The sequence below is a fragment of the Cognatiyoonia sp. IB215182 genome (assembly GCF_033963905.1).
Taxonomy (GTDB): domain Bacteria; phylum Pseudomonadota; class Alphaproteobacteria; order Rhodobacterales; family Rhodobacteraceae; genus Yoonia.
In genome coordinates, this window is sequence record NZ_JAXBMB010000013.1 from 14,949 (window position 1) to 36,473 (window position 21,525).

Here is a 21,525-nt window from a genome sequence, read left to right on the forward strand (position 1 = left end):
TGATGAAGATCAATCCGCGGGAGATACTGGCCTGATACCCAAGATGCAGGCCGACGCATCAAGGAGGAGATGACATGAAAGACCCGGAGTTGGATATCCTGATCAAGGAACTGGAAACCGAACGGGATATGAGCGTCGCCGACTTTGACGGGGTCATCAACGCTTTGGCGTTCCTGCTGCCTCAAGTGAGTTTGCCGCCCGCTGACACAATCGGTTCTGCAGATCATGCGATGCTGATCGCCGACGAGGCCTATCCGAACTGGTCGGTGCATATTCGCGGTCGTGCAAACGACCGTGACGGGCATTGGCATTGCACCTTGCGTGAAACCGATACCCGAGACAGTGACGCGGTTATCGGGACCGCGCGTGCCCCGGTTCTGGGCCATGCCATTCTGGCGGCCGTACTGCGTCTGACCATGATGCAGAAGAAATAGCGTGGCCAAACAGGCGGACATCCTGACAATCACGCTGAACCCTGCGGTGGATCTGGCGACCCATGTCGCGGCAGTAGAGGCCGGGCCAAAGCTGCGCTGCACCACGCCCCGGATGGATCCAGGCGGTGGCGGCGTCAACGTGGCGCGCGCTATCTGCAAGCTGGGTGGATCGGCCACCGCGCTGATCGCATGTGGCGGTGCGATGGGTGATCAACTCCTCAACCTTCTTGCGGCAGAGGATGTTCCGACCCTGCCCGTCCGCGTCAGCGGAGAGACCCGGCAAAGCTTTGCGGTCACCGATGATCGCGATGGTGCCCAATATCGGTTCAGCGTGCCGGGACATCCATTGACACCCACCGATGCCAAGCTGCTGGCGACGACTATCGCAGAGGCGGCGCCGCAGAACGGGTTTGTGGTGATCAGTGGCAGTATGGCACCGGGCCTGCCCGACGACTTTCTGGCTCAGATTGTCGCTGCCGCCGCCGGATCGGGCGCGCAAGTGATCATTGATACCTACGGTCCCCCACTGACGCGGTTGATGGCCGAACCACCAGAGGCGCTGGCACTGCTGCGCCTTGATCAACGTGAAGCGGCAGAGGCGGCGGGCTATCCAATGACGACCGTTGCGGACAACGAACGATTTGCCGCCGATCTGGTCAACCGCGGCGTGACCCGCATGGTTGTTACAGGGCGCGGGGCCGAAGGCTCTGTCCTTGTATCCGCCGATCAACGCCTGTTTTGCCGCCCGCCGACCGTCGCCATTCAAAGCGCCATCGGCGCGGGCGACGCATTCCTGGGCGCGATGGTGCTGTCGCTGGCACGGCGCGAGGCGCCAGAAACCGCCTTGCAATGGGGCACCGCCACCGCCAGTGCAACCGTCAGCACCGAAGGCACGGCGCTTTGTGATCTGCAAGCGGCCACCGAACGGTTCGACAAGTGCCAGATGCAGGTGCTCTGACGGCGTCTGATCGCACAGCACACTTACCGCGTCCGCAATACGCGTTCAGCGTTTCGCCTGCTGCCTTCTCATCTCATCTTCGATCCGCGCTTCAGTCACACCGAATTGGTTGGGAACGATGAAGACGAAAAGGGCATGAGTGGCCACCGCAACCCCCCATCCGATCAATGGCCAGTGAAACCAGATGCTTTGTGCAGAGGTCACAAGATCGATCAAGACAAGAAAGGTGATGACGGCAGCATAGACCGCGATATGGGTGTAGAAACCCATCTTCGCTTCCACGCGGCTTTTGGCGGCTTCGTAGGCTTGGGAATTGTCCATTTGTGCCCTCCGTTTGGCTGACCGGTGATGACAAACCTAAATGCCTCGGCCCGTTGTGGGTTGAGGAAAGTCAACGCGGCACCGTCTATTCCGCCTTGGCCACATTGCGTAACACGCTGACGAAACTGTCCGGTGTGACGGAAATACTGTCGATGCCAAGACTGACCAGCGTTTGCGCGTAAGCGGGGTCATTGCTGGGCGCCTGACCACAGAAACCGACCTTGCGGCCCGCCTTGTGCGCCGCCTTGATCACGTTTTCGATCATCCAGAGCACCGCCGGATCATCCTCGCGAAAAAGACCGGCAAGCGCGTCTGAATCCCGGTCAATCCCAAGCGTCAGCTGGGTCAGGTCATTCGATCCAATCGAAAACCCGTCAAAGCGTTCGGCGAATTCGGTGGCCCGCACGACATTCGTGGGGATCTCGCACATCACATAGACCTGCAGCCCGTCCTTGCCGCGTTCCAGCCCGTTTTCTTTCATCACCGCCAGAACATTGTCCGCCTCCTCTGGCGTGCGGCAGAAGGGGATCATCATGATCACGTTGTCAAAGCCCATCTGTCCACGCAGCCGTGCAATCGCCTGACACTCCAGCGCAAACCCATCTCGGTAGTGATCGGAGTAGTAGCGCGACGCACCCCGGAACCCGATCATGGGGTTTTCTTCATCCGGCTCAAAATCGCGCCCACCCAGAAGGTCCGCATATTCGTTGGTTTTGAAATCACTCATCCGCACGATAACCGGCTTGGGATAACAAAAGGCAGCAATCCGCGAGAGGCCGCGCGCAAGGTGGTCGACGAAGTAGTCGGGCTTGTGATCATAGCCTGCCGTCAGCGCCTCGATCCTGTCGCGCGTGTCCTCGTCACTGATCTTTTCGAAGTTGAGCAGTGCCATCGGATGTACCTGGACTGCGTTGTTGATCACAAACTCCATCCGGGCCAGGCCCACGCCATCAACCGGCAGCCGCCACCAACGCAAGGCAGCAGACGGGTTGGCAAGGTTCAGCATAATCCTGGTTTTGACCTGCGGCAGATCATCCAACGTTTCCTCTTGCACCTTGATCTCCGAAATCCCTTCGGTGATCACGCCCTCTTCGCCCCCGGCGCAGGACACAGTGACGTCCTGCCCGTCATGCAGCAGATGCGTGGCGTGTCCGCAGCCAACAACGGCAGGCAACCCCAGTTCGCGGCTGACAATCGCCGCATGCGATGTGCGCCCCCCGTGATCGGTGACAATGGCCGCAGCCCGCTTCATGATCGGGACCCAGTCGGGGTCGGTGGTCGAGGTAACCAGCACCGATCCATCAACAAAGCGGTCGATATCAGCCGCCCGTTCGATCATGCAGACACGGCCCGCGACAGCGGCGTTGCCCACGCTCAACCCGGTGACGAGCGTCTCACCCGGGTCGGTGACGGTGTAAGATTTCAGGGCACCCACATCGGCGCGTGATTGGACCGTTTCGGGCCGGGCCTGCACGATGTATAGCGTGCCGGTCTTGCCGTCGCGCGCCCATTCCATGTCCATGGCACAGCCGTAGTGTTCTTCGATCACCTTTGCCTGTCGCGCGAGCGTCAGGATTTCCGCATCGCTCAAAACAAATGCCGCACGCTCGGCCTTTGACGTTGGCACGTTGCGCGGGGTGCCGTCGCGATCATGGATCATCTTGATCTCTTTCGCGCCGAGGTTCTTCTCCAGAATTGGCGACTTGCCCTCATCTGCGAGGAAAGGCTTGAAAACCTCATATTCATCGGGGTCCACGGCCCCCTGGACCACGTTTTCACCCAAGCCCCATGCGGCATTGATCAACACGGCGTCGGGAAAGCCGGATTCAGTGTCGATGGAAAACATCACCCCGGACCCACCGGTATCGGCGCGTACCATTTGCTGCACGCCTACCGACAGCGCGACCTGCATGTGCGAAAACCCCTGAATCTGGCGGTAGGAAATCGCCCGGTCCGTGAAAAGCGAGGCATAACACCGGCGGCAAGCATCCATCACTGCGCTTTCGCCTATCACGTTGAGAAAGGTTTCCTGCTGCCCGGCGAAACTGGCATCGGGCAAATCCTCGGCCGTCGCGCTTGAGCGGACGGCGACAGGGATATCGGGCTCACCTGCCGCCTCTGACAGGGCCTGATACTCGGCGATAATGGCAGCGCGCGTATCCTCGGGCCAGGCCCCGGCCAGGATCATGTCGCGGATCAACTGGCCCGTCTTTTGAAGTGTGGTCCGTCCATCGGCCAACGCATCAAGTGCAGCGGCGATGCGGTCGTTGAGATCATTGGCCAAAAGGTAGTCGCGAAACGCGTCGGCCGTCGTGGCAAATCCCGGCGGCACCAAAATGCCCTTTGGCGTCAATGCATGTATCATCTCTCCCAATGACGCATTTTTGCCGCCAACGGTTTCCACGTCGCCGCGGCGTAGTTGGGCGAAGTTCATCACAAGGGTTTTGGCGTCGTTCATCATGCGTCTCCTCTGGCATTGGTTGGCTGCAGTGTGCCGCCCGCGCGCAGAGGAGGACTGATCTAGATCAATGCCGCGCGCGCCATCTGCGCCAGACTTGACGATGGGCAAAACGACCGGAGACCGATGATGGATATTGCAAAGCATCGACAGCAGATCACGGATCGCATTGCGGAGTTGACCAGTCGGATACAGAGAATTTCCGACGATCTGGAGCAACTCCTGCCCGCTGATCTGGAGGATCAGGCGATTGATCTGGAGGATGATGAGGTGCTGGAACGGCTTGGCCGCGCAAACGAGACTGAGCTTCGCTTCTTGCACTATGCGCTCAAACGGATTGAAGATGGCAGCTATGGTATTTGTGCCAGATGTGGCGAGGATATTTCAGATGCGCGGCTGGCAGCAGTGCCGCATACGATGGTTTGCAAGACCTGCGCAGCCGAGGGTTAACGGTACTTTTGTGCTTGTGGCGCGGGCCGCACCGCCATCAGGCACGCCAAAGAGGACGAAGGGATGTGGCACAGTGCACTTGATCTGATGCTGCGTCGCCTGCTGCAACACGGTCAGTTGCGGCTGAGTCTTCCGGACGGTGTGACGCGGACCTATGGCGACGGTCACGGTGCGGCTTTGCATGTTCAACTGAAGGACAATGCGACGGTTCGGCACCTTGTACTTCGACCGGACCTGGCCGTGGGTGAGGCGTATATGAACGGAACCCTCGTGATTGAAGAGGGTAGCCTGCAGGGCCTGCTGGGCATGATTGTTGCCAATCGCGATGACGCGCCGCAGATCTGGTGGCAACGTGCCCTGCCTCGCCTGCGCACAGCTGTGCGCCGGTTCTCACAGAACAATGCGGCACTGCGGGCACGCAGGAATGTGGCGCATCACTATGATCTGTCAGATGCACTTTATGATCTGTTTCTTGATCCGGACCGTCAGTATTCTTGTGGTTACTTTCGCGACCCGACCGACACACTCGCGCAGGCACAGATCAATAAAAAGACCCATATCGCCTGCAAGTTGCGGCTGACACCGGGCATGCGGGTTCTGGATATCGGTTGCGGTTGGGGCGGGATGGCACGCACACTCGCGCGCGACTATGGTGCTGAGGTGCTTGGTATTACTCTTTCAGAACAGCAACATGCCTATGCGCAGGCCGAAGCCACTCGTGCCGGACTGGATGACCGGGTGACATACCGCTTGTGCGACTACCGCGATGTCACCGGGGAGTTCGATCGTATCGTGTCGGTCGGCATGTTTGAACATGTGGGCCTGCCGCATTACCGCACTTACTTCGATGCGATCCAGGACAGGCTGAAACCCGACGGTATCGCCTTGATTCACACGATCGGCTGGATGGCCCGGCCTGATGCGACAAATCCCTGGATTGCCAAATACATCTTTCCAGGCGGCTACATTCCAACTTTGTCAGAGGTGGCCAGCGCAATTGAGCGATCAGGGCTCTGGGTCGCGGATCTTGAATGCTTGCGTTTGCACTATGCAGAGACCCTGCAGCACTGGATCACACAGTTTGAACAGAACGTCGACAAGGTGCAGGCCCTCTATGACGCACGTTTCGTGCGAATGTGGCGGTTCTACTTGGCCGCCTGCGAGGTGACATTTCGCTATGGTCGGCAATTGGTCTTTCAGTTCCAGCTCTCGCGCCAGATCGATGCGGTGCCATTGACGCGCGACTATCTTTACCAGTCGGGCGATATGCCAACATGACGGCACAAATCGCCTTTGTGCTACTGCTGTTGGTGACTGCGTTGATCGTCCTCGCGAAAGAAGTTTTGCCGGTTGAACAGGTCGCGCTTTTGCTGGTGGCTGCCTTAGCGGCGAGCGGCGTGCTAAGCGCAAAGGCCGCGTTTGAGGGCTTTGCGAGCGAAACCGTGGTCATGCTGGCTTGCGTCATGGTGCTGTCCCGGCGACTGACGGATTCCGGCCTACTTGCAAGAGTGGCGGCAGCGCTGCGCCGTCAGGCGGGCACAAGCGCGCGGGGGATGCTGGCCGCGCTGATGGCTGTTTCTGCCGCGATGTCCAGCGTGATCACAAACACAAGCACCACTGCGGTCCTGATCCCGGTAGTTCTCGAAACGGCGCGCCGGATCAAGGTACATCCGGGCCGTTTTTTGATGCCGGTTGCGTTTGCGTCGATGATGGGTGGTTCGGCGACGTTGATTGGCACATCAACAAACCTCGCGGCAAGTGGCGTGCTGTCGCGTCTGGGGCTGCCGCCTTTCGGGGTCTTTGAGTTCCTGTGGGTCAGCCTCGTGGTGAGCATCACAGGGATTGCCGCGCTTACACTGCTTGCACCATTTTTGTTGCCCCGCGCACCGCAGGGGACGGAGGATGAGCATGGAGTGGAACGATCCTTTATGACTACCTTTATCGTTACGGATGAATCCGCCAGCATCGGCCGTTCCGTAGCAGAGCTGGCGCTTGAGACTTATGGGATCACAGTGCTGGCCGTGGGGCGACAAGGCGGGCGCGTCTCTGCCCATCCACGCCGCAAGCTGCGCCCGGGAGATCGGATTATCCTCAGCGGCCAGCGCGATGCCCTGGTCAAGATCGCAAAGGATCCGGTGCTTGAACTGACCCATGAAACGCCGTCAGAGCAACCGTCATCGGAGGGGCAGATCCTCGCCGAAGTCATCCTCATGCCGGGGGCACGTTGGCTGGGCCAAACGCTTGGCGCGGTGCGGTCCACACTTGCGCCGGATGTCCGGATCATCGCCCTGTCCCGCAGCGGGCAAACGGCCCCGGCGCTGATCAGCCGGATGCAGTTACGCACGGGCGATATCCTGCTCCTTGAAGGGTCGCGCGACCGTATCGCGTCATTGGATGACGATCCGGACCTGTCAATGTTGATGCCACCAGAGCCTGCGCCGCCCTCCCGGCGCGAGGGCATTTATACATTGCTGGCGCTCATATTTGCGGTCGTCGCCGGTGCCACCGGCCTTTTGCCGTTTTCAGTAGCGCTTCTGCTCGCGGTCTTGGGCCTCGTGTCGTTTGGCCGGTTTTCCTTGCAGGATGTGTTCGGCATGATCAGCTGGCGCATCCTGATCCTGATCGGGGGCATGTCGAGCTTTGGCCTGGCGATGCAGGTTTCTGGTGCCGCCGCATGGCTGGCGGCGGCCATGGTGGCCGGTATCGGCGGCCTTGGCCCCTTGGCTGTGCTTTTTGGTCTCGGTGTTCTGACCGTTCTGTTGACCCAGCCCATGTCGAACGCCGCCGCGGCATTGACATTACTGCCAGTGGCCATCGCGGTCGCGGATCAGTTAGGTGCAGATGCGCGCCCATTCGTAGTCATGGTCACCCTGTCAGCCTCGCTGTCATTTCTGGCGCCTTTTGAGCCTGCTTTGCTGCTTGTCTACGGTCCGGGCCAATACAAGCTGCTTGACTTTGTCCGGGCCGGAGCGCCGCTGACGTTAATGTCACTCGGCATCCTGCTGATCATGATTCCCTTGATCTGGCCTTTCGAGATTGTTCAGCCCTAGGCTTTGCCTGATCGCCATCAGCAGATCGGACACTCTTTTCCCGGCATCCAGCCTGAGCCAATCAATCTCACCCAGCTGCAGGGCGTCCTGTTGGCGGGCAATGGCCGCATCAGCGTCCGATGCATCGGGGCCGCGCGCGCCTACTCTTTCGACACGCAAAGGCGTTGCTGCATCCAGCCAGAGGCCGTGAAACGGACAGCCCACAGCACCGGCAAACGCCGCGACAGCATCACGTTCCGCAGGTTTGGCATATACAGCATCCAGTATCACCGAATGCCCGGCGGCAAGTGTCCGCCGCGCTTTCGCGATCATGATGTCGTATATTTTTTCACTGACTTCAGGGCGATAGGCCGATGCGGGAAGCTTTTCGATTATCGGCACACCGAAGTGAGCCTTACGCTCCAGATCACTGCGCAGATGGACCGCGCCGGGAAAGGCGCCGATATCAGGGGCAAGGGCACGGGCAACGGTGGTTTTGCCACTACCGGAAAGCCCGCCTATCGCGACCAATCGCGGCGGCGCCGGTGTCAGAAACGCATTTGCCTGATCGAGAAACAGGCGCGCGTCGGCCACCAGATCGGCCGGATAATCCTGTACCGCCGCCGTCTGAACATCGACCATCGCCCGAATGCCCGCCCGGATCGCGAGATAAAGCGGCAAAGCAGCCAGACCTGCATAGTGTTCCTCCGCGCCGCTATTGAACAGATAGGCGTTCAAAACGCCATTCGCTTGCGCATTCAGGTGCTGGTGCGACAGATCCATCAACAAAAAGGCCAGGTCATAAAGCACATCACACGTGCCCAACCTTTCATCGAATTCCAGCGCATCAAACGGCGTCGGCACGCCTTGCCACATGATGATGTTCCGCAAATGCAGGTCCCCATGGCAGCGGCGGACGAACCCCAATTCTGATCGCCGCCGCAAAAGCGCATCCGCGCGATCAAGCGCTGCACGCGACCCTTGCAGAAAGGCCTTGATCCGCTCAGGACCAAGCTGCGCATGCATGTCGCTCATGACCCGGTCGAGTTCTGCGATGATTTCGGCAATAAGCGCGCGGCCATCTTCGGGGCGTCTTTCGGCACTGGCATGATACCGGGCGATGGCCTCTCCCAAAGCTTCAGAGAGCTGCGTGTCGATTTCCCCGGCCTTCGCCATGGATGAAAGCTCGGCTGATTTGGGGAAACGCGTCATCCGCAAAACCCACTCAACAATCTCACCGTCGCCGCCAAATGCGATGCCACCGTCAGGTTGACGCGTTAAGGCAGCCACATCGTGGTAGAGCCCCGGTGCCGCATCCGCGTTCAGTGCCATTTCGCGGCGCAACATATCCTCACGCAAGGCAAGGGTAGAAAAATCCAGGTAATCATACTTGACCGCGCGCTTGATCTTCAGCGCCTCGGTGCCATGCAGAAAGACCAGCGCACAATGGGTCTGGATCACCTCCGAAGCTTTGGCAGGTCCGGCGCTGTCGTGCGCGCGCAGGAATGCAATCGCCTCTGTCTGATCTGTCTGGTCTGTCGCCATGTCGGTTACGCCTCGCGCATGCCGCATGATCACACCGACAATCTGGCACCGCGCATTGATACATATCAAACCGGCGCACACCGCTTTGCAGTATCCATGTGGTTACGACCATCGGTAACCCAGGGATGCGGTGGAGATATGCCACAAAGCGAGGCAACACCCGCGCAGCAAGATCACGTTGCCCAGATCTGCGCGCAATATCAGAACGATCCGCACCGCATGCTGGACATCCTGCGTGACGTGCAGGACCAGTTCCGCTGCATTTCGCGTCAGACCATGAAGACCGTCGCCGCCAAAACCGGTTTGACAGAGGTCGCCGTTGAAGGCGTTGCAAGCTTCTATGCTTTCCTGTCGCTTGAGCCGAAAGGTCGGGTCACGATCCGCCTGTGTGATGACATCGTGGACCGGTTTGCCGGCCTACCGGATGTTGCGGCCACCTTTGAAAAGGAACTGGGGATCACCATTGGCCAGACATCGGCAGATGGTGCCTTCTCGCTCGAATACACGCCTTGTATCGGCATGTGCGATCAGGCCCCGGCGGCGATGATCAATGATGTGGTTCTGACCACGCTCACACCCGAAAAGGTGCGTGAGATCGCGAAGAAATTGAAAGAGGGCAAGCGCCCCGAAGATCTCATTTCACACCGGTTCGATGACTTGACGCCCCATGAACGGGCGCGGCGTATGGTCAAGAATAACATCAAACATGCCGGGGCCGTTCTGCTGGGGCCGGCTCCTGATGATGCAGGGCTAAAGAAGGCGCTTGAACAGACCCCTTCGCAGATCATCGACCAGATCGAAGCGAGTGGTTTGCGCGGTTGCGGCGGTGCGGGGTTCACGACCGGGCGGAAATGGCGGTTTGCGGCGCAGGCCGAAGCGGACCGCAAGTTCATCATCTGCAATGCGGATGAGGGTGAGCCGGGCACGTTCAAGGACAGGGTGCTGCTGACCGAACGCCCGCATCTGTTGATCGAAGGCATGACCATAGCGGCGGGGGCTGTGGGTGCGAAGGAGGGTATCCTCTATCTGCGCGGCGAGTACGTGTATCTGCGCGAATTGATTGAAGAGGTTCTGGCGGAACGGCGCACCAAGGGCCTTCTCGGCAAGGACATTCTTGGCGCCGACGGTTTCGATTTTGACATCCGGCTGCAGATGGGCGCTGGCGCCTATATCTGCGGCGAAGAGGGCGCGCTGATCAGCTCTTGCGAGGGACTGCCGGGTGAGCCTAAGACGCGCCCCCCGTTCCCCGTCACCTGCGGCTATCTGGGCTTTCCGACCGTGGTGAACAATGTCGAAACCTTCTGTCACGCCGCGCGCATTCTGGATTGCGGCGCCAAGTGGTTTTTCGACATGGGGACTGCGGGCAGCCATGGGACAAAGCTCTTCAGCGTTTCTGGCGACTGCATAAATCCTGGCATCTATGAACTGCCTTACGGGCTTTCCGTCCGCGAATTGCTGGAGATGGCGGGGGGAGAGGACGCCGCCGCGGTGCTCGTCGGTGGCCCAAGCGGCACGATGATCGCCCGGGATACATTTGACCGGAAGCTGACATTTGACGATTTGGCCACTGGCGGTGCCATCGTCGTCTTTTCGCCCGAACGCAACATCCTCGAAATCGTGGAATACTACATGTCGTTTTTCGTGCATGAAAGCTGCGGCTACTGCACGCCCTGCCGGGTCGGCAATGTCTTCCTTCAAAAGGCGGTGGCGAAGTTCCGGCAGGGCCTCGCCAATCCCGCCGACATCGCCTACCTCAAGGACCTGTCAGCGACGATCATCGAAACCAGCCGTTGCGGGCTGGGCATGACCTCGCCCAACCCGATCCTGTCGACGCTGGAAAACTTCCCGCTCGTTTATTCGGCCATGGTCAAACCGCCGAAGGACCGTATCCGCGCGACTTTCGACATCCAGTCGGCCATCAGCGACGCGCGCGTCCTCGCCAAACGCCGATCCTCGATCTATGACAAGGATTTCAGCAAATGAGCGGCTTCACCTTTCAGATCGATGGCGTCGAAATAACCGCCAAGCCGGGCCAGACCATTATGGAGGCGGCGGACGAAGCGGGCGTCTATATCCCCCGCCTCTGCGACCACGAAGGTTTGCGTCATCAGGGCGGGTGCCGGGTCTGCACGGTCAAGGCGGGCGGGCGCAGCGTCGCCGCCTGTACTGAACCTGCCAGCGATGGGCTGACCGTCGAAAACGAAACACCTCACATCAACAAACTGCGCCGTGATCTGGTGGGGATGCTGTTCAATGAGGGCAACCACCTGTGCCCCATTTGTGAGGCCAGTGGCAATTGCGAGCTACAGGCCATGGCTTACCGCCTCGGCATGACCGAACCGACGAAGTTCCCCTATCTCGAACCCTGCCGCCCCGTCGATGCCTCGCATCCCGATATCGCACTGGACAACAACCGCTGCATCTCATGCGGGCGCTGCGTGCGCGCGTCGCAGGATGTCGATGGCAAGGGTATCTTTGGCTATGTCGGGCGCGGCATTCACCGCCATATCGCCGCGAACGGCCCGGATCTGAAACATACCGATGCGGAAGTCACCGACTTTGCCATATCCGCCGAGGTGTGCCCGGTCGGCTGTATCATCCGCAAACGCGAAGGCTTTGCCCGACCGATTGGCGAACGCGATTACGACGACCACCTGATCGGCCACAGCATTGAGAAGAAGCGCGATGAGTGACCTGCCCAAAGCCCGCATCGCCACCGCCTCGCTTGCCGGCTGTTTCGGCTGCCACATGGCGCTGCTGGATATCGACGAACGGCTGATCGAGCTGATGAAGCTGGTGGAATTCGACCGCTCCCCCCTCACCGACATCAAACGCTTCACCCGCCGCTGCGATATTGGGATTATCGAAGGGGGCTGCTGCAACGAGGAAAACGTGCATGTCCTGCAGGATTTCCGCCGCAATTGTGATATCCTTGTCGGCATCGGGCAATGCGCGATCATGGGCGGGCTGCCTGCCATGCGCAACGCTATCATGCACTCGGATGAACCGCTGCGCGAATGCCTGGAAGAGGCTTATATCAAAGGCCCCTTCACACAAAACAAGACACAGATCATCCCGAATGATCCCGCCCTGCCGCTGTTGCTCGATAAGGTTTACCCGTGTTCCGAAGTGGTCGAGATCGATTACCAGATCCCCGGATGCGCCCCGACGGGCGACGTCATCTACGAGGCATTGGCAGGGCTGCTGAGTGGCAAGTTTCAGGGGTTCGAACGCGAACACATCCGCTTTGACTAAGGGGGCCATGGATGGCTGAACCACGCCTGATCGAAATCTCACCCGTCACCCGCGTCGAAGGGCACGGTAAGGTGACGATCCACCTCGACAAGGATGGGCTGGTGGATGAAGCGCGGCTGCATATCGTGGAGTTCCGCGGGTTCGAACGCTTCATCCACGGGCGTCTTCTGTGGGAGGTGCCGGTGATCGTACAGCGCCTGTGTGGGATCTGCCCGGTCAGCCACCATCTGGCCGCCGCCAAGGCGATGGATGTGATCTGCGGCGTCGATCAACTGCCACCCACCGCCGAGAAGATGCGTCGCCTGATGCATTATGGGCAGGTCATGCAAAGCCATGTTTTGCACTTCTTCCACCTCGCAGCACCCGATCTTCTGTTCGGTTTCGATGCCCCGGCTGACCGGCGCAACATCTTCGAGGTGCTGCGCGAAAAGCCGGAACTCGGCCGCCGCGCGATCATGATGCGCAAATTCGGGCAGGACATTATCGAGGAAACGGCGGGCAAGAAAATCCACGGAACCGCCGCCATCCCCGGCGGGATCAATCGCAACCTGCCAATTGAGACGCGCGATGACTTCCTGAAGACGGTTGCTGAAATGCGGGATTGGGCGCAGGACGCGCTAGCGCTGGCGCGGGATTACACGCTGGAACACGCCGAACTGGTCGGCAATTTCGCGGCCTTCCCGTCAAAATACATGTCGCTGGTGCGCGAAGGTGACGGCGCCTTGGACCTCTACCACGGCAACCTGCGCATGATTGATGCCGAAGGGCAACCTATCTTTGATCAACTGCCCTATGACAAGTATCACGAGGTACTGGTCGAGGATGTGCGTTCCTGGTCCTACATGAAATTTCCGTTCGTCAAGGAAATCGGCCCCGAAACCGGCTGGTACCGAGTTGGCCCGCTCGCCCGGATGAACACCGTCAGCCTGATTGACACACCGCTCGCCAACGCGGCCCGGGATGAATTGATGGCGGCGAATGGTGCCGTCAAAACCCATGCGATCCTCGCCAATCACTGGGCGCGCATGATTGAGGTATTGCATTGCGTCGAGAAAATCGAGGAACTGCTGAATGACCCCGACCTGCAAGGCACGGACCTGAAGGCCTCCGGCGACCGGCGCGAGGAAGGCATTGGCGTGATCGAGGCGCCGCGCGGCAACCTGATTCATCACTACAAGGTCGATGAGAACGATCAGGTGACCTATTGCAACTTGATCGTGTCCACGACCCACAACAACGAAGGCATGAACCGCGCGGTCAAGGACGTGGCGGTCAAACATATCTCCGGCCAGCCGGAAATCACCGAAGGCATGCTGAACCATGTGGAGGTCGCGATCCGCGCCTATGACCCGTGCCTGTCCTGCGCGACCCACGCGCTGGGGCAGATGCCGCTGGAGGTGGAGTTGCTGGATGCCGCCGGTGAAACTCTCGACAAACGGGTACGGGCCACTTGATCCGCCTGATCGGATACGGCAACCCCGGTCGGGGGGATGATGGGCTGGGGCCAGCCTTTGCGGCGCGTATGAATGATGTGCCAGGGCTGTCAGTGTCGACGGATTATCAGTTGACGGTCGATCATGCGCTACTGATTGCCGAGGCCGAAAAGGTCGTGTTTGTCGACGCGCTCTTGTACTCCGAAAAACCGTTTGAGTTTGGGCCTATCACCCCATCGACAGCGCATAGTGTCACCAGCCACAGCCTCAGCCCCGCTGCCGTTCTGGCCCTTTCACGCACGCTCTTCGGCGCGTCGCCACAAGCATTTGTTCTTGGGATCACTGGTCATGAATTCGGTGAGGTGAAAGAGGGGTTGAGCGCGCAGGCAGAGGAAAACCTGCGGCAAGCGCTGGCCTTCTTCGACAAATGGCTAAAGCAATCCGTGAAGGGATATGCCCATGCATGAAATGTCGCTATGCGAAAACATCCGCGATATCATTCAGGAACAAGCCAGCGCAGATGGCTTCACCCGCGTGAATCGCGTCTGGCTCGAGGTCGGGCCGCTGTCCTGCGTGGAGCCAGAGGCGCTGCGGTTTGGCTTCGACGTTGTCATGCGCGGCTCGGTTGCGGAAGGAGCTGCACTGGAAATCGCGACGCCAGCGGCAGAGGCGCGATGCCTCGCTTGCGGACAATCGGCCACTGTCCAGCACCTCTACGACCCTTGCCCCAATTGCGGCACGGTAAAGATGCAGGTGACCCAAGGCGACGAATTGAAGATCAGCAAACTGGAGGTCGTGTGATGTGCGGCACATGCGGATGCGGTGAGGGACAGGTCCAGATCGACGGCAAACACCACCATGGCGATGCGCGTGAGATCACGCTCGAACGCGATCTGATGGCTAAAAATGATGACTATGCTGCTGCCAACCGGGCGCACTTTCGGGACCGGGGTATCCTCGCACTGAACCTCGTCTCAAGCCCCGGCGCAGGCAAAACGTCTTTGCTGGTCAAGACAATCGAGATGCTGGGGCCGGGCCGATGCGCGGTGATCGAGGGGGATCAGCAAACGTCCAACGACGCCGACCGCATCCGCGCGACCGGGGCGTCGGCCGTACAGATCAACACCGGCAAAGGCTGTCATCTGGATGCGCATATGGTGGGGCACGCGGTGGATGATCTGGCACCGAACGCCGGGTCCGTCCTGTTTATCGAAAATGTCGGCAACCTTGTCTGTCCGGCGGGCTTTGATCTTGGCGAGGCGCACAAAGTCGTGGTGCTGTCCGTCACCGAAGGCGAAGACAAGCCGTTGAAATATCCTGACATGTTCGCCGCCGCCGATCTGGCGTTGGTCAACAAGGCAGACCTTTTGCCGCATCTGGATGTGGATATGGACCTGATCATCGCGAATGCCCGCCGGATCAATCCAAAGCTGGGCATCATCCAGATTTCGGCGCGGACGGGCAAAGGGATGCAGGACTGGGTGGGCTGGATCAGGAGCGCAAGGGTCGCCATGCGCCTCGCGACAGCGGCGGAATAATGTGCCTCGCGATCCCAGCCAAAATGCTCAGCATCGAACCCGACGATATGGCCGTCGTGGCTGTTGAAAACGTGCGCAAGCGCATCTCAACCGCACTATTGGAGACCGTGGCACCGGGCGACTACGTACTGGTGCATGTGGGCTACGCCCTGCATTTGCTCAGCGAAGAAGAAGCAGGCAATACGCTCTCGTTGATGGCCGAAGCGGGCGTTCTGCAAGAGGAACTCGCCGAAATGGCGGGGGACTCCTGATGCGCTATATCAGCGAATTCCGGGATCGCGCGCTGGCTGAAAACCTTGCGAGGCGCATCGCGGAGGAGGCCGATCCGGTGCGCGACTATCATTTGATGGAATTCTGCGGCGGGCATACCCATGCGATCTTTCGCTATGGGGTGCAGGACCTGATGCCGCCCAACGTGCAATTCGTACACGGCCCCGGTTGCCCAGTTTGCGTCCTGCCTGTGCGACGGCTGGATGATGCGGTTGAGCTGGCTGAAAAGCACGATGTGATCCTGTGCACCTATGGCGACATGATGCGCGTGCCCGGCACCGGGCGGCGGTCGCTGATCCGGGCGAAGGCGGATGGGGCCGATATCCGCATGGTCTATTCCACGCTTGATGCCCTGAAAATCTCACGAGATAACCCCGACCGACAGGTCGTGTTCTTCGCGATTGGGTTTGAGACTACAACGCCACCCGCGGCTGTGGCGATCAAGATGGCGCAAGCCGAAAGGCTCAGCAACTTCACCGTCTTCTGCAACCACGTGCTGACCCCCGCAGCCATAGGCCATATCCTCGATTCCGAGGATTTCGCACCGGGTGGCCCGGCACGGATCGATGGTTTCCTAGGGCCCTCACATGTGAGCACCGTGATAGGTTCAAAACCATACGAGGCCGCGGCACAGAAATACCAAACGCCCGTCGTCATCGCGGGGTTCGAACCGCTCGACGTCATGCAATCCGTCCTTATGCTGATCCGACAGATCAATGAAGGCCGCTCGGTGGTCGAGAACGAATACACCCGCGTTGTCACCCGCGAGGGCAACCGCAAGGCGCAGGCGCTGGTGGCCGAAGTGCTGGAACTGCGCGACAGTTTCGAATGGCGGGGTCTGGGGGATGTACCTCGCAGCGCCTTGCAGATTTGCGACAATTACGCGGAGTTCGACGCAGAAAAGCGCTTCACCGTTTCAGAAAAGCAATCGCGCGAGGTCAAATCCTGCGAATGCCCCGCCGTCCTGCGTGGGGTCAAGAAACCCACCGATTGCAAGCTCTTCGGCACGGTCTGTACGCCGGATAATCCGATGGGGGCTTGCATGGTCTCATCCGAAGGGGCCTGTGCCGCCTATTGGAGCTATGGCCGTCAGCGGCAATCGGAAACCGCCGCATGACAACCGGCAATATCGACATGACCCATGGCGGCGGCGGGCGTGCGATGGTCGACCTCATTAGCGACATCTTTCAGCGCCACCTGTCGAATCCGATCCTTGATCGCGGCGACGATGCGGGACTGGTGAGCGTTCCGGGTCATCGCCTGGTCATGTCCACCGACGGTCATGTCATCTCACCCCTCTTCTTCCCCGGTGGTGATATCGGTGCGCTATCCGTCCACGGAACGATCAATGATCTGGCGATGATGGGGGCCAAACCGCTTTATCTGACGGCCGGTTTCATCCTCGAAGAAGGATTTTCCATCGCTGATCTGCACCGCATTGTGCAGTCCATGGCAAAGGCCACGAATGCAGCAGGTGTGCAGGTCATTGCCGGCGACACGAAGGTCGTTGAACGCCGCAAGAGCGATGGTGTTTTCATCACAACAACGGGGCTTGGAGCCGTGCCTGATGGTCTGGATTTGTCGGTAGTAAATGTGCAGCCCGGTCAATCGATCCTCGTCTCTGGCACCATGGGTGATCACGGCGTCGCTGTCCTGTCAAAACGCGAAAACCTGTCATTTGAGACCGAGATCAAGTCGGATGCGGCAGCCATGCACGGGTTGGTGGCTGACATGGTGGCAGCCGTTCCGAAGATTGCCATGCTGCGAGACCCAACGCGCGGCGGTCTTGCGGCAACGCTGAACGAGATTGCGGCGAGCGCCCGTGTCGGCATGCAGCTGGATGAGACGCACATCCCTGTCGCCCCCGATGTGGCCGCAGCTTGTGAGCTGCTGGGTCTTGATCCGCTCAATACCGCGAATGAGGGCAAACTGATCGCGATCTGCCCACATGATCAGGCCGAGACGCTCTTGACGACAATGCGCGCCCATCCGCTGGGCAAGCAGGCAGCGATCATCGGCAACACGACCGACCATCCCGCTCATCTGGTGCAGATGCGCACGATTATGGGTGGCAACCGTATCATTGATTGGCTGGCGGGCGAACAATTGCCACGCATCTGCTGATGGACCTGGTGGGGCGCAGCATCACCGTCACTGGGCGGGTGCAGGGCGTCGGTTTTCGCCCGTATGTCTGGCGGCTGGCAAGGGATGCCGTTTGCGCGGCCAGATCATTACGATCAAAGGCTTGGGCGGATTTCATCAGGTCTGTAATGCCGGTGATGCAACAGCGGTAGCGATGCTACGACGGCGCAAACGCCGCCCGGCTAAACCCTTTGCTCTGATCACGGTGCGATTTCATCGCGGATTGGCGCAGGGATTGATCGAGGCGGCGGATGATGCAGCTTCTCAGGCGGTGGCACGGCGCATTGTCCTCTCCGGAGGCGTGATGCAGAACCGGCTAATGCAAACATCCATCACCGCTGGTTTGCGTGCAAAGGGGCACAGCGTTTTGTGCCATCGCAAAATCCCTGCCAATGATGGCGGCCTATCGCTGGGCCAAGCGGTGATCGCCGCGTATCGGTCCATGTGATGCCATCCTCGCGAGACCCCTACTCGCGCCGCAAGGCGTCAATCGGGTTCAGTCGCGCGGCGCGTCTGGCCGGGAAGAATCCGAAAATCACGCCGACGGCGGCGGAAAAACCAAAGGCCATCAGCACGATCTGAGGATCAGGGCGGAACGGGATTGCCAAGAGGTTCGCACCCAGCAGTCCCATCCCCAGCCCGACGATGATCCCGATCAGGCCACCAAAAAGCGACAGGATAATCGCCTCGACCAGAAACTGCAGCAAAACCTGCCGGGCCTGCGCGCCGATGGCGAGCCGTATCCCGATTTCGCGCGTACGCTCGGTGACCGAGACCAGCATGATGTTCATAATCCCGATACCACCGACCAAAAGGCTGACGGCGGCCACGGCCGACAGAAGACCCGTCAGAATGCCGGTAATCCCCGACAACATGCTGGCCAACTGCTTCATATCCATGACGGTGAAATCGTCCTCTTCGTCGCGACCAATCCGGCGGATGTCGCGCATCACGGCCTCAATATCTGTCGTTGCGCGTTCTGTATCGACCCCGTCGCGCACCGAGACGATGAAAAGGGACACGTCCGTGTTCCCGGCGATGCGCCGTTGGAATGTGCGGATGGGCATGATCACGAAATCATCCTGGTCACTGCCAAAGGTCGAGGCACCCTTCGATTTCAACAGCCCGATCACCTCGCAGGACAATGTGCGAATGCGGATCTCTTCCCCAATCGGGGTGGCGTTTCCGAAAAGGTCGTCGCGGACCGTTTCACCAATCACGCAGACCGGCTTGCCCGATTGCAACTCCGTGATGTCAAACAGGCGCCCCTGCGCGACCTGCCACTGGGCGGCGGTGAAGTACCGGTTATCCGTCCCCACGATATCAGTGCGGCGGTTTTCATTGCCAAAAACGGCACGCGCGCGGCCCATACTGAGGGGGGCAGAGACGTCGATGACGCCCAACTGCTCTTCCAAAAGGTCATTCATCCGGATTGAAAAAAGCGGGACCGCGGTGCCAACAGGACCGCCTTCCATCGCATCCTGCCCGGGCATTACCATCAGCATGTTGGTACCCAGCTTTTCGACATCCGCCGTCACCTGTTCGGTAGAGCCCTGCCCCACCGTAACCATCGCGATGACGGCGCCCACGCCGATCACAATGCCAAGCACCGTCAAAAACGACCGCAATGCATTGCGAAAAATGGCCTGAACAGCAAGGCGAATGGTTTCCCACAACATGTCTCAAGCCGCCTTTGATGTCGGGGTGTCACGTTCAATACGCCCATCGACCATCCAGATCAGGCGTTGGGCAAACGCGGCCATATCGGCCTCGTGCGTGACCATGACGATGGTCAGACCTTCGTCGGCATTCAGCTTTTGCAGCACATCCATGATCTCACCCGAAAGCTTGGTGTCGAGGTTCCCGGTCGGCTCATCAGCGAGGATCACTTGGGGATTGCCAGCCAGGGCGCGTGCGATGGCAACCCGTTGCTGCTGCCCACCCGAAAGCTCTGACGGATCATGATGCGCGCGATGGTCGAGCCCGACCTTCGCCAGGGCCTCGGTCGCGGCAGCATGGCGTTCGGCCCGCCCATGACCTTTATAGATCAACGGCAATTCCACATTGTGCAATGCGCTCGTCCGCGGCAGCAGATTGTAGCCCTGAAAGATGAAGCCCAGATAGTGGCGTCGCAGCAATGCGCGCTGATCCTGCGTCAGATGCGCAACCTCAACGCCATTGAAATGATACGTACCGCTGGTCGGAACATCCAGGCAGCCGATCACGTTCATCGCCGTTGATTTGCCAGAGCCGCTGGGGCCCATGATGGCCACGAACTCCCCGCGCCGGATATCAAGATCAATCGCGTCGAGCGCTTTGACCTGCGCCTCGCCCGTACCGTAAAGGCGACTGATGCCGCGCAGCCGGATCAGGGCGTCTGATGTCTCGGCCCCCTCAGCCATCGATCTGGTCCACGATGACAAGATCGCCAGCAGACAATTCCCCTTCAAGGATCTGCGTCATCCGCCCGTCAGTATCACCAGCCCTGATGCTGATTTCCACCGGCGTGTCACCGCGCATCACCCACAGCGTGCGGTCATCTCCACGGTTGCGGTTATCACCCCCGTCGGGGATCAGCATCCCCAAAAGCCCGCTGCGATCTTCCTGCTCAACCGGGGCGGCGGGCGGGGCATAGCGCAGGGCGGCATTGGGCACGATCAGGGCCTCGGTGATTTCAGCGACAGTGATATCAGCGGTCGCCGTCATGCCCGGACGCAGCAGCATTTCGGAGTTATCGACGCTCAGGATCGCCTTGTAAGTCACCACACCATCCACCGTCAGCGGTGCAAACCGGATCTCGGATATCTCTGCCGGAAATGTCAGCTCATCATAGGCGTCAACGGTGAAGATGGCCGGGTTGCCGACAACGGTGCGGCCAATATCAGCCTCATCGATATCAACCTGCAGCTCCATCTTGGTCAGATCTTCGGCCACGGTGAACAGGATCGGGGCCGATAATGTGGCGGCCACGATCTGGCCTGCATCAACCGCGCGGTCCAGCACGATCCCGTCAATGGGCGAACAGATGCAGGTCTTTTCCAACTCCGCATAGTGCAAATCAAGATCGGCTTCGGCCAGCGCCCGGTCCGCCATGGCCGATTGCAGCGCGGATTGTGCCCGCACATAGGCGGCGCGGTCAGCGATAATCGTCTGGTAGGGCGTCACGCCACGCTCTTCCAGGCTGCGCGTGGTCTCATATCTTTCGCGCGTCTCTGCCCAGGTTGCTTGCGCCATCGCCACACGCGCAATCGCACTGTCCAGCGACGCGCGGCTGACGGCCAGCTGTGCCTCAAGCTTGGTTGTGTCCAGTTCGGCCAGGACGGTTCCCTCGGTCACGGTGTCGTTGAAGTCCACATTGACCGTGACGAGTGTGCCGGAAAGCTCGCTTGAGATTTCCACCATATTGGTCGGCTCGACCGTGCCGGTGGCTGTGACGATGACGCGCAAGTCTCCGATGGTCGCTGGCGCTGTGACGAACTGCATATCTCTCGCATCGTCCGCGGATGACATCCAAAACATCGCTGCACCCACAAAGACCGCGCCACCAATGAGGTACTTGGCCCAACGAGGGACGGCCCCCCGCTGTTTGCCGATCCCCAGTTTTTCTTCAACATCCTGCGGTGTGTCAGACATACTGCCATCCTCATACCCGGTCTCTGCCACCAGATTATGCGGTTGCAGCATGCGGGGGA

Annotated in this window: 23 protein-coding genes; 17 read left to right on the forward strand and 6 right to left on the reverse strand. The window is 59.8% G+C overall.

Going from position 1 to position 21,525, the window contains the following annotated elements:
* Positions 1 to 74: 74 nt before the first annotated feature.
* Together SLH47_RS21535 and SLH47_RS21540 are read left to right on the forward strand one after the other, a co-directional pair.
* Entirely contained in the window at positions 75 to 434 is a 360-nt protein-coding gene (locus SLH47_RS21535; RefSeq protein WP_320242533.1) for a hypothetical protein, read from the forward strand.
* A gap of 1 nt (position 435) precedes the next feature.
* Positions 436 to 1,392 (forward strand): 1-phosphofructokinase family hexose kinase, encoded by a 957-nt coding sequence (locus SLH47_RS21540; protein ID WP_320242535.1) that lies wholly within the window; start codon positions 436 to 438, stop codon positions 1,390 to 1,392.
* A 45-nt stretch (positions 1,393 to 1,437) separates the two neighbouring features.
* Here the strand turns inward: SLH47_RS21540 and SLH47_RS21545 are convergent, their stop codons facing one another.
* Together SLH47_RS21545 and ppsA are read right to left on the reverse strand one after the other, a co-directional pair.
* The gene (locus SLH47_RS21545) at positions 1,438 to 1,713 is read right to left on the reverse strand and encodes a 2TM domain-containing protein (RefSeq protein ID WP_320242537.1); all 276 of its coding nucleotides are present in this window, start codon (positions 1,711 to 1,713) and stop codon (positions 1,438 to 1,440) included.
* Positions 1,714 to 1,798: 85 nt separating this feature from the next.
* On the reverse strand, positions 1,799 to 4,171 hold the full coding sequence (gene ppsA / locus SLH47_RS21550; protein ID WP_320242539.1) for a phosphoenolpyruvate synthase: 2,373 nt from the start codon (positions 4,169 to 4,171) through the stop codon (positions 1,799 to 1,801).
* A gap of 129 nt (positions 4,172 to 4,300) precedes the next feature.
* Between ppsA and SLH47_RS21555 the strand changes: the two genes are divergently transcribed.
* The 3 genes from SLH47_RS21555 (at position 4,301) to SLH47_RS21565 (ending at position 7,671) form a co-directional block, all read left to right on the forward strand.
* Positions 4,301 to 4,621: a TraR/DksA family transcriptional regulator gene (locus SLH47_RS21555; protein ID WP_320242542.1), complete on the forward strand. Its 321-nt coding sequence runs from the start codon at positions 4,301 to 4,303 to the stop codon at positions 4,619 to 4,621.
* Positions 4,622 to 4,684: 63 nt separating this feature from the next.
* Entirely contained in the window at positions 4,685 to 5,899 is a 1,215-nt protein-coding gene (locus SLH47_RS21560) for a cyclopropane-fatty-acyl-phospholipid synthase family protein (RefSeq protein ID WP_320242544.1), read from the forward strand.
* On the forward strand, positions 5,896 to 7,671 hold the full coding sequence (locus SLH47_RS21565; protein WP_320242545.1) for an SLC13 family permease: 1,776 nt from the start codon (positions 5,896 to 5,898) through the stop codon (positions 7,669 to 7,671). The genes SLH47_RS21560 and SLH47_RS21565 overlap by 4 nt, the downstream gene beginning before the upstream one ends.
* Here SLH47_RS21565 and SLH47_RS21570 read toward each other — a convergent pair.
* Positions 7,609 to 9,195, reverse strand: a complete 1,587-nt coding sequence (locus tag SLH47_RS21570) for an AAA family ATPase (protein WP_320242546.1) — start codon at positions 9,193 to 9,195, stop codon at positions 7,609 to 7,611. The genes SLH47_RS21565 and SLH47_RS21570 overlap by 63 nt on opposite strands.
* A 138-nt stretch (positions 9,196 to 9,333) precedes the next feature.
* Between SLH47_RS21570 and SLH47_RS21575 the strand changes: the two genes are divergently transcribed.
* The 12 genes from SLH47_RS21575 to SLH47_RS21625 are packed head-to-tail and all read left to right on the forward strand — an operon-like array spanning position 9,334 to position 18,281.
* Positions 9,334 to 11,178 carry an NAD(P)H-dependent oxidoreductase subunit E gene (locus SLH47_RS21575; RefSeq protein ID WP_320242547.1) on the forward strand — a complete coding sequence of 615 codons (1,845 nt, stop codon included), beginning with the start codon at positions 9,334 to 9,336 and terminating at the stop codon, positions 11,176 to 11,178.
* Complete coding sequence (locus SLH47_RS21580) at positions 11,175 to 11,888, forward strand: 2Fe-2S iron-sulfur cluster-binding protein (RefSeq protein ID WP_320242549.1); 714 nt, start codon at positions 11,175 to 11,177, stop codon at positions 11,886 to 11,888. Before SLH47_RS21575 ends, SLH47_RS21580 begins: the two co-directional genes overlap by 4 nt.
* Complete coding sequence (locus SLH47_RS21585) at positions 11,881 to 12,450, forward strand: NADP oxidoreductase (RefSeq protein ID WP_320242551.1); 570 nt, start codon at positions 11,881 to 11,883, stop codon at positions 12,448 to 12,450. Before SLH47_RS21580 ends, SLH47_RS21585 begins: the two co-directional genes overlap by 8 nt.
* Before the next feature lie 11 nt (positions 12,451 to 12,461).
* The gene (locus tag SLH47_RS21590; RefSeq protein ID WP_320242552.1) at positions 12,462 to 13,904 is read left to right on the forward strand and encodes a Ni/Fe hydrogenase subunit alpha; all 1,443 of its coding nucleotides are present in this window, start codon (positions 12,462 to 12,464) and stop codon (positions 13,902 to 13,904) included.
* Positions 13,901 to 14,350: a hydrogenase maturation protease gene (locus SLH47_RS21595; RefSeq protein ID WP_320242553.1), complete on the forward strand. Its 450-nt coding sequence runs from the start codon at positions 13,901 to 13,903 to the stop codon at positions 14,348 to 14,350. Before SLH47_RS21590 ends, SLH47_RS21595 begins: the two co-directional genes overlap by 4 nt.
* Positions 14,343 to 14,684 carry a hydrogenase maturation nickel metallochaperone HypA gene (gene hypA / locus SLH47_RS21600; RefSeq protein ID WP_320242559.1) on the forward strand — a complete coding sequence of 114 codons (342 nt, stop codon included), beginning with the start codon at positions 14,343 to 14,345 and terminating at the stop codon, positions 14,682 to 14,684. The genes SLH47_RS21595 and hypA overlap by 8 nt, the downstream gene beginning before the upstream one ends.
* On the forward strand, positions 14,684 to 15,421 hold the full coding sequence (hypB, locus tag SLH47_RS21605; RefSeq protein WP_320242560.1) for a hydrogenase nickel incorporation protein HypB: 738 nt from the start codon (positions 14,684 to 14,686) through the stop codon (positions 15,419 to 15,421). The genes hypA and hypB overlap by 1 nt, the downstream gene beginning before the upstream one ends.
* Positions 15,421 to 15,672, forward strand: a complete 252-nt coding sequence (locus tag SLH47_RS21610) for a HypC/HybG/HupF family hydrogenase formation chaperone (protein WP_320242562.1) — start codon at positions 15,421 to 15,423, stop codon at positions 15,670 to 15,672. The genes hypB and SLH47_RS21610 overlap by 1 nt, the downstream gene beginning before the upstream one ends.
* Entirely contained in the window at positions 15,672 to 16,808 is a 1,137-nt protein-coding gene (gene hypD / locus SLH47_RS21615; protein ID WP_320242563.1) for a hydrogenase formation protein HypD, read from the forward strand. Before SLH47_RS21610 ends, hypD begins: the two co-directional genes overlap by 1 nt.
* Positions 16,805 to 17,815 (forward strand): hydrogenase expression/formation protein HypE, encoded by a 1,011-nt coding sequence (hypE, locus tag SLH47_RS21620; RefSeq protein ID WP_320242564.1) that lies wholly within the window; start codon positions 16,805 to 16,807, stop codon positions 17,813 to 17,815. Before hypD ends, hypE begins: the two co-directional genes overlap by 4 nt.
* Positions 17,815 to 17,985: an acylphosphatase gene (locus tag SLH47_RS26420; protein ID WP_413785666.1), complete on the forward strand. Its 171-nt coding sequence runs from the start codon at positions 17,815 to 17,817 to the stop codon at positions 17,983 to 17,985. Before hypE ends, SLH47_RS26420 begins: the two co-directional genes overlap by 1 nt.
* On the forward strand, positions 17,907 to 18,281 hold the full coding sequence (locus SLH47_RS21625; RefSeq protein WP_320242566.1) for a Sua5/YciO/YrdC/YwlC family protein: 375 nt from the start codon (positions 17,907 to 17,909) through the stop codon (positions 18,279 to 18,281). The genes SLH47_RS26420 and SLH47_RS21625 overlap by 79 nt, the downstream gene beginning before the upstream one ends.
* A 19-nt stretch (positions 18,282 to 18,300) precedes the next feature.
* On the opposite strand, the gene SLH47_RS21630 is transcribed toward SLH47_RS21625, so the two are convergent.
* The 3 genes from SLH47_RS21630 to SLH47_RS21640 are packed head-to-tail and all read right to left on the reverse strand — an operon-like array spanning position 18,301 to position 21,517.
* Entirely contained in the window at positions 18,301 to 19,512 is a 1,212-nt protein-coding gene (locus SLH47_RS21630; protein WP_320242568.1) for an ABC transporter permease, read from the reverse strand.
* A gap of 3 nt (positions 19,513 to 19,515) precedes the next feature.
* Positions 19,516 to 20,235, reverse strand: a complete 720-nt coding sequence (locus SLH47_RS21635) for an ABC transporter ATP-binding protein (protein WP_320242570.1) — start codon at positions 20,233 to 20,235, stop codon at positions 19,516 to 19,518.
* Positions 20,228 to 21,517 (reverse strand): efflux RND transporter periplasmic adaptor subunit, encoded by a 1,290-nt coding sequence (locus SLH47_RS21640; protein WP_320242572.1) that lies wholly within the window; start codon positions 21,515 to 21,517, stop codon positions 20,228 to 20,230. Before SLH47_RS21640 ends, SLH47_RS21635 begins: the two co-directional genes overlap by 8 nt.
* Between the last annotated feature and the right edge of the window lie 8 nt (positions 21,518 to 21,525).

What these genes read in the sequence shown, in the direction of transcription:
- SLH47_RS21535 (WP_320242533.1), top strand. Translation starts at nt 75, where the DNA reads ATGAAAGACCCGGAGTTGGATATCCTGATCAAGGAACTGGAAACCGAA.
- SLH47_RS21545 (WP_320242537.1), bottom strand. Translation starts at nt 1,713, where the DNA reads ATGGACAATTCCCAAGCCTACGAAGCCGCCAAAAGCCGCGTGGAAGCG.
- ppsA (WP_320242539.1), bottom strand. Translation starts at nt 4,171, where the DNA reads ATGAACGACGCCAAAACCCTTGTGATGAACTTCGCCCAACTACGCCGC.
- SLH47_RS21555 (WP_320242542.1), top strand. Translation starts at nt 4,301, where the DNA reads ATGGATATTGCAAAGCATCGACAGCAGATCACGGATCGCATTGCGGAG.
- SLH47_RS21560 (WP_320242544.1), top strand. Translation starts at nt 4,685, where the DNA reads ATGTGGCACAGTGCACTTGATCTGATGCTGCGTCGCCTGCTGCAACAC.
- SLH47_RS21565 (WP_320242545.1), top strand. Translation starts at nt 5,896, where the DNA reads ATGACGGCACAAATCGCCTTTGTGCTACTGCTGTTGGTGACTGCGTTG.
- SLH47_RS21570 (WP_320242546.1), bottom strand. Translation starts at nt 9,195, where the DNA reads ATGGCGACAGACCAGACAGATCAGACAGAGGCGATTGCATTCCTGCGC.
- SLH47_RS21575 (WP_320242547.1), top strand. Translation starts at nt 9,334, where the DNA reads ATGCCACAAAGCGAGGCAACACCCGCGCAGCAAGATCACGTTGCCCAG.
- SLH47_RS21580 (WP_320242549.1), top strand. Translation starts at nt 11,175, where the DNA reads ATGAGCGGCTTCACCTTTCAGATCGATGGCGTCGAAATAACCGCCAAG.
- SLH47_RS21585 (WP_320242551.1), top strand. Translation starts at nt 11,881, where the DNA reads ATGAGTGACCTGCCCAAAGCCCGCATCGCCACCGCCTCGCTTGCCGGC.
- SLH47_RS21590 (WP_320242552.1), top strand. Translation starts at nt 12,462, where the DNA reads ATGGCTGAACCACGCCTGATCGAAATCTCACCCGTCACCCGCGTCGAA.
- hypA (WP_320242559.1), top strand. Translation starts at nt 14,343, where the DNA reads ATGCATGAAATGTCGCTATGCGAAAACATCCGCGATATCATTCAGGAA.
- hypB (WP_320242560.1), top strand. Translation starts at nt 14,684, where the DNA reads ATGTGCGGCACATGCGGATGCGGTGAGGGACAGGTCCAGATCGACGGC.
- SLH47_RS21610 (WP_320242562.1), top strand. Translation starts at nt 15,421, where the DNA reads ATGTGCCTCGCGATCCCAGCCAAAATGCTCAGCATCGAACCCGACGAT.
- hypD (WP_320242563.1), top strand. Translation starts at nt 15,672, where the DNA reads ATGCGCTATATCAGCGAATTCCGGGATCGCGCGCTGGCTGAAAACCTT.
- hypE (WP_320242564.1), top strand. Translation starts at nt 16,805, where the DNA reads ATGACAACCGGCAATATCGACATGACCCATGGCGGCGGCGGGCGTGCG.
- SLH47_RS26420 (WP_413785666.1), top strand. Translation starts at nt 17,815, where the DNA reads ATGGACCTGGTGGGGCGCAGCATCACCGTCACTGGGCGGGTGCAGGGC.
- SLH47_RS21630 (WP_320242568.1), bottom strand. Translation starts at nt 19,512, where the DNA reads ATGTTGTGGGAAACCATTCGCCTTGCTGTTCAGGCCATTTTTCGCAAT.
- SLH47_RS21635 (WP_320242570.1), bottom strand. Translation starts at nt 20,235, where the DNA reads ATGGCTGAGGGGGCCGAGACATCAGACGCCCTGATCCGGCTGCGCGGC.
- SLH47_RS21640 (WP_320242572.1), bottom strand. Translation starts at nt 21,517, where the DNA reads ATGCTGCAACCGCATAATCTGGTGGCAGAGACCGGGTATGAGGATGGC.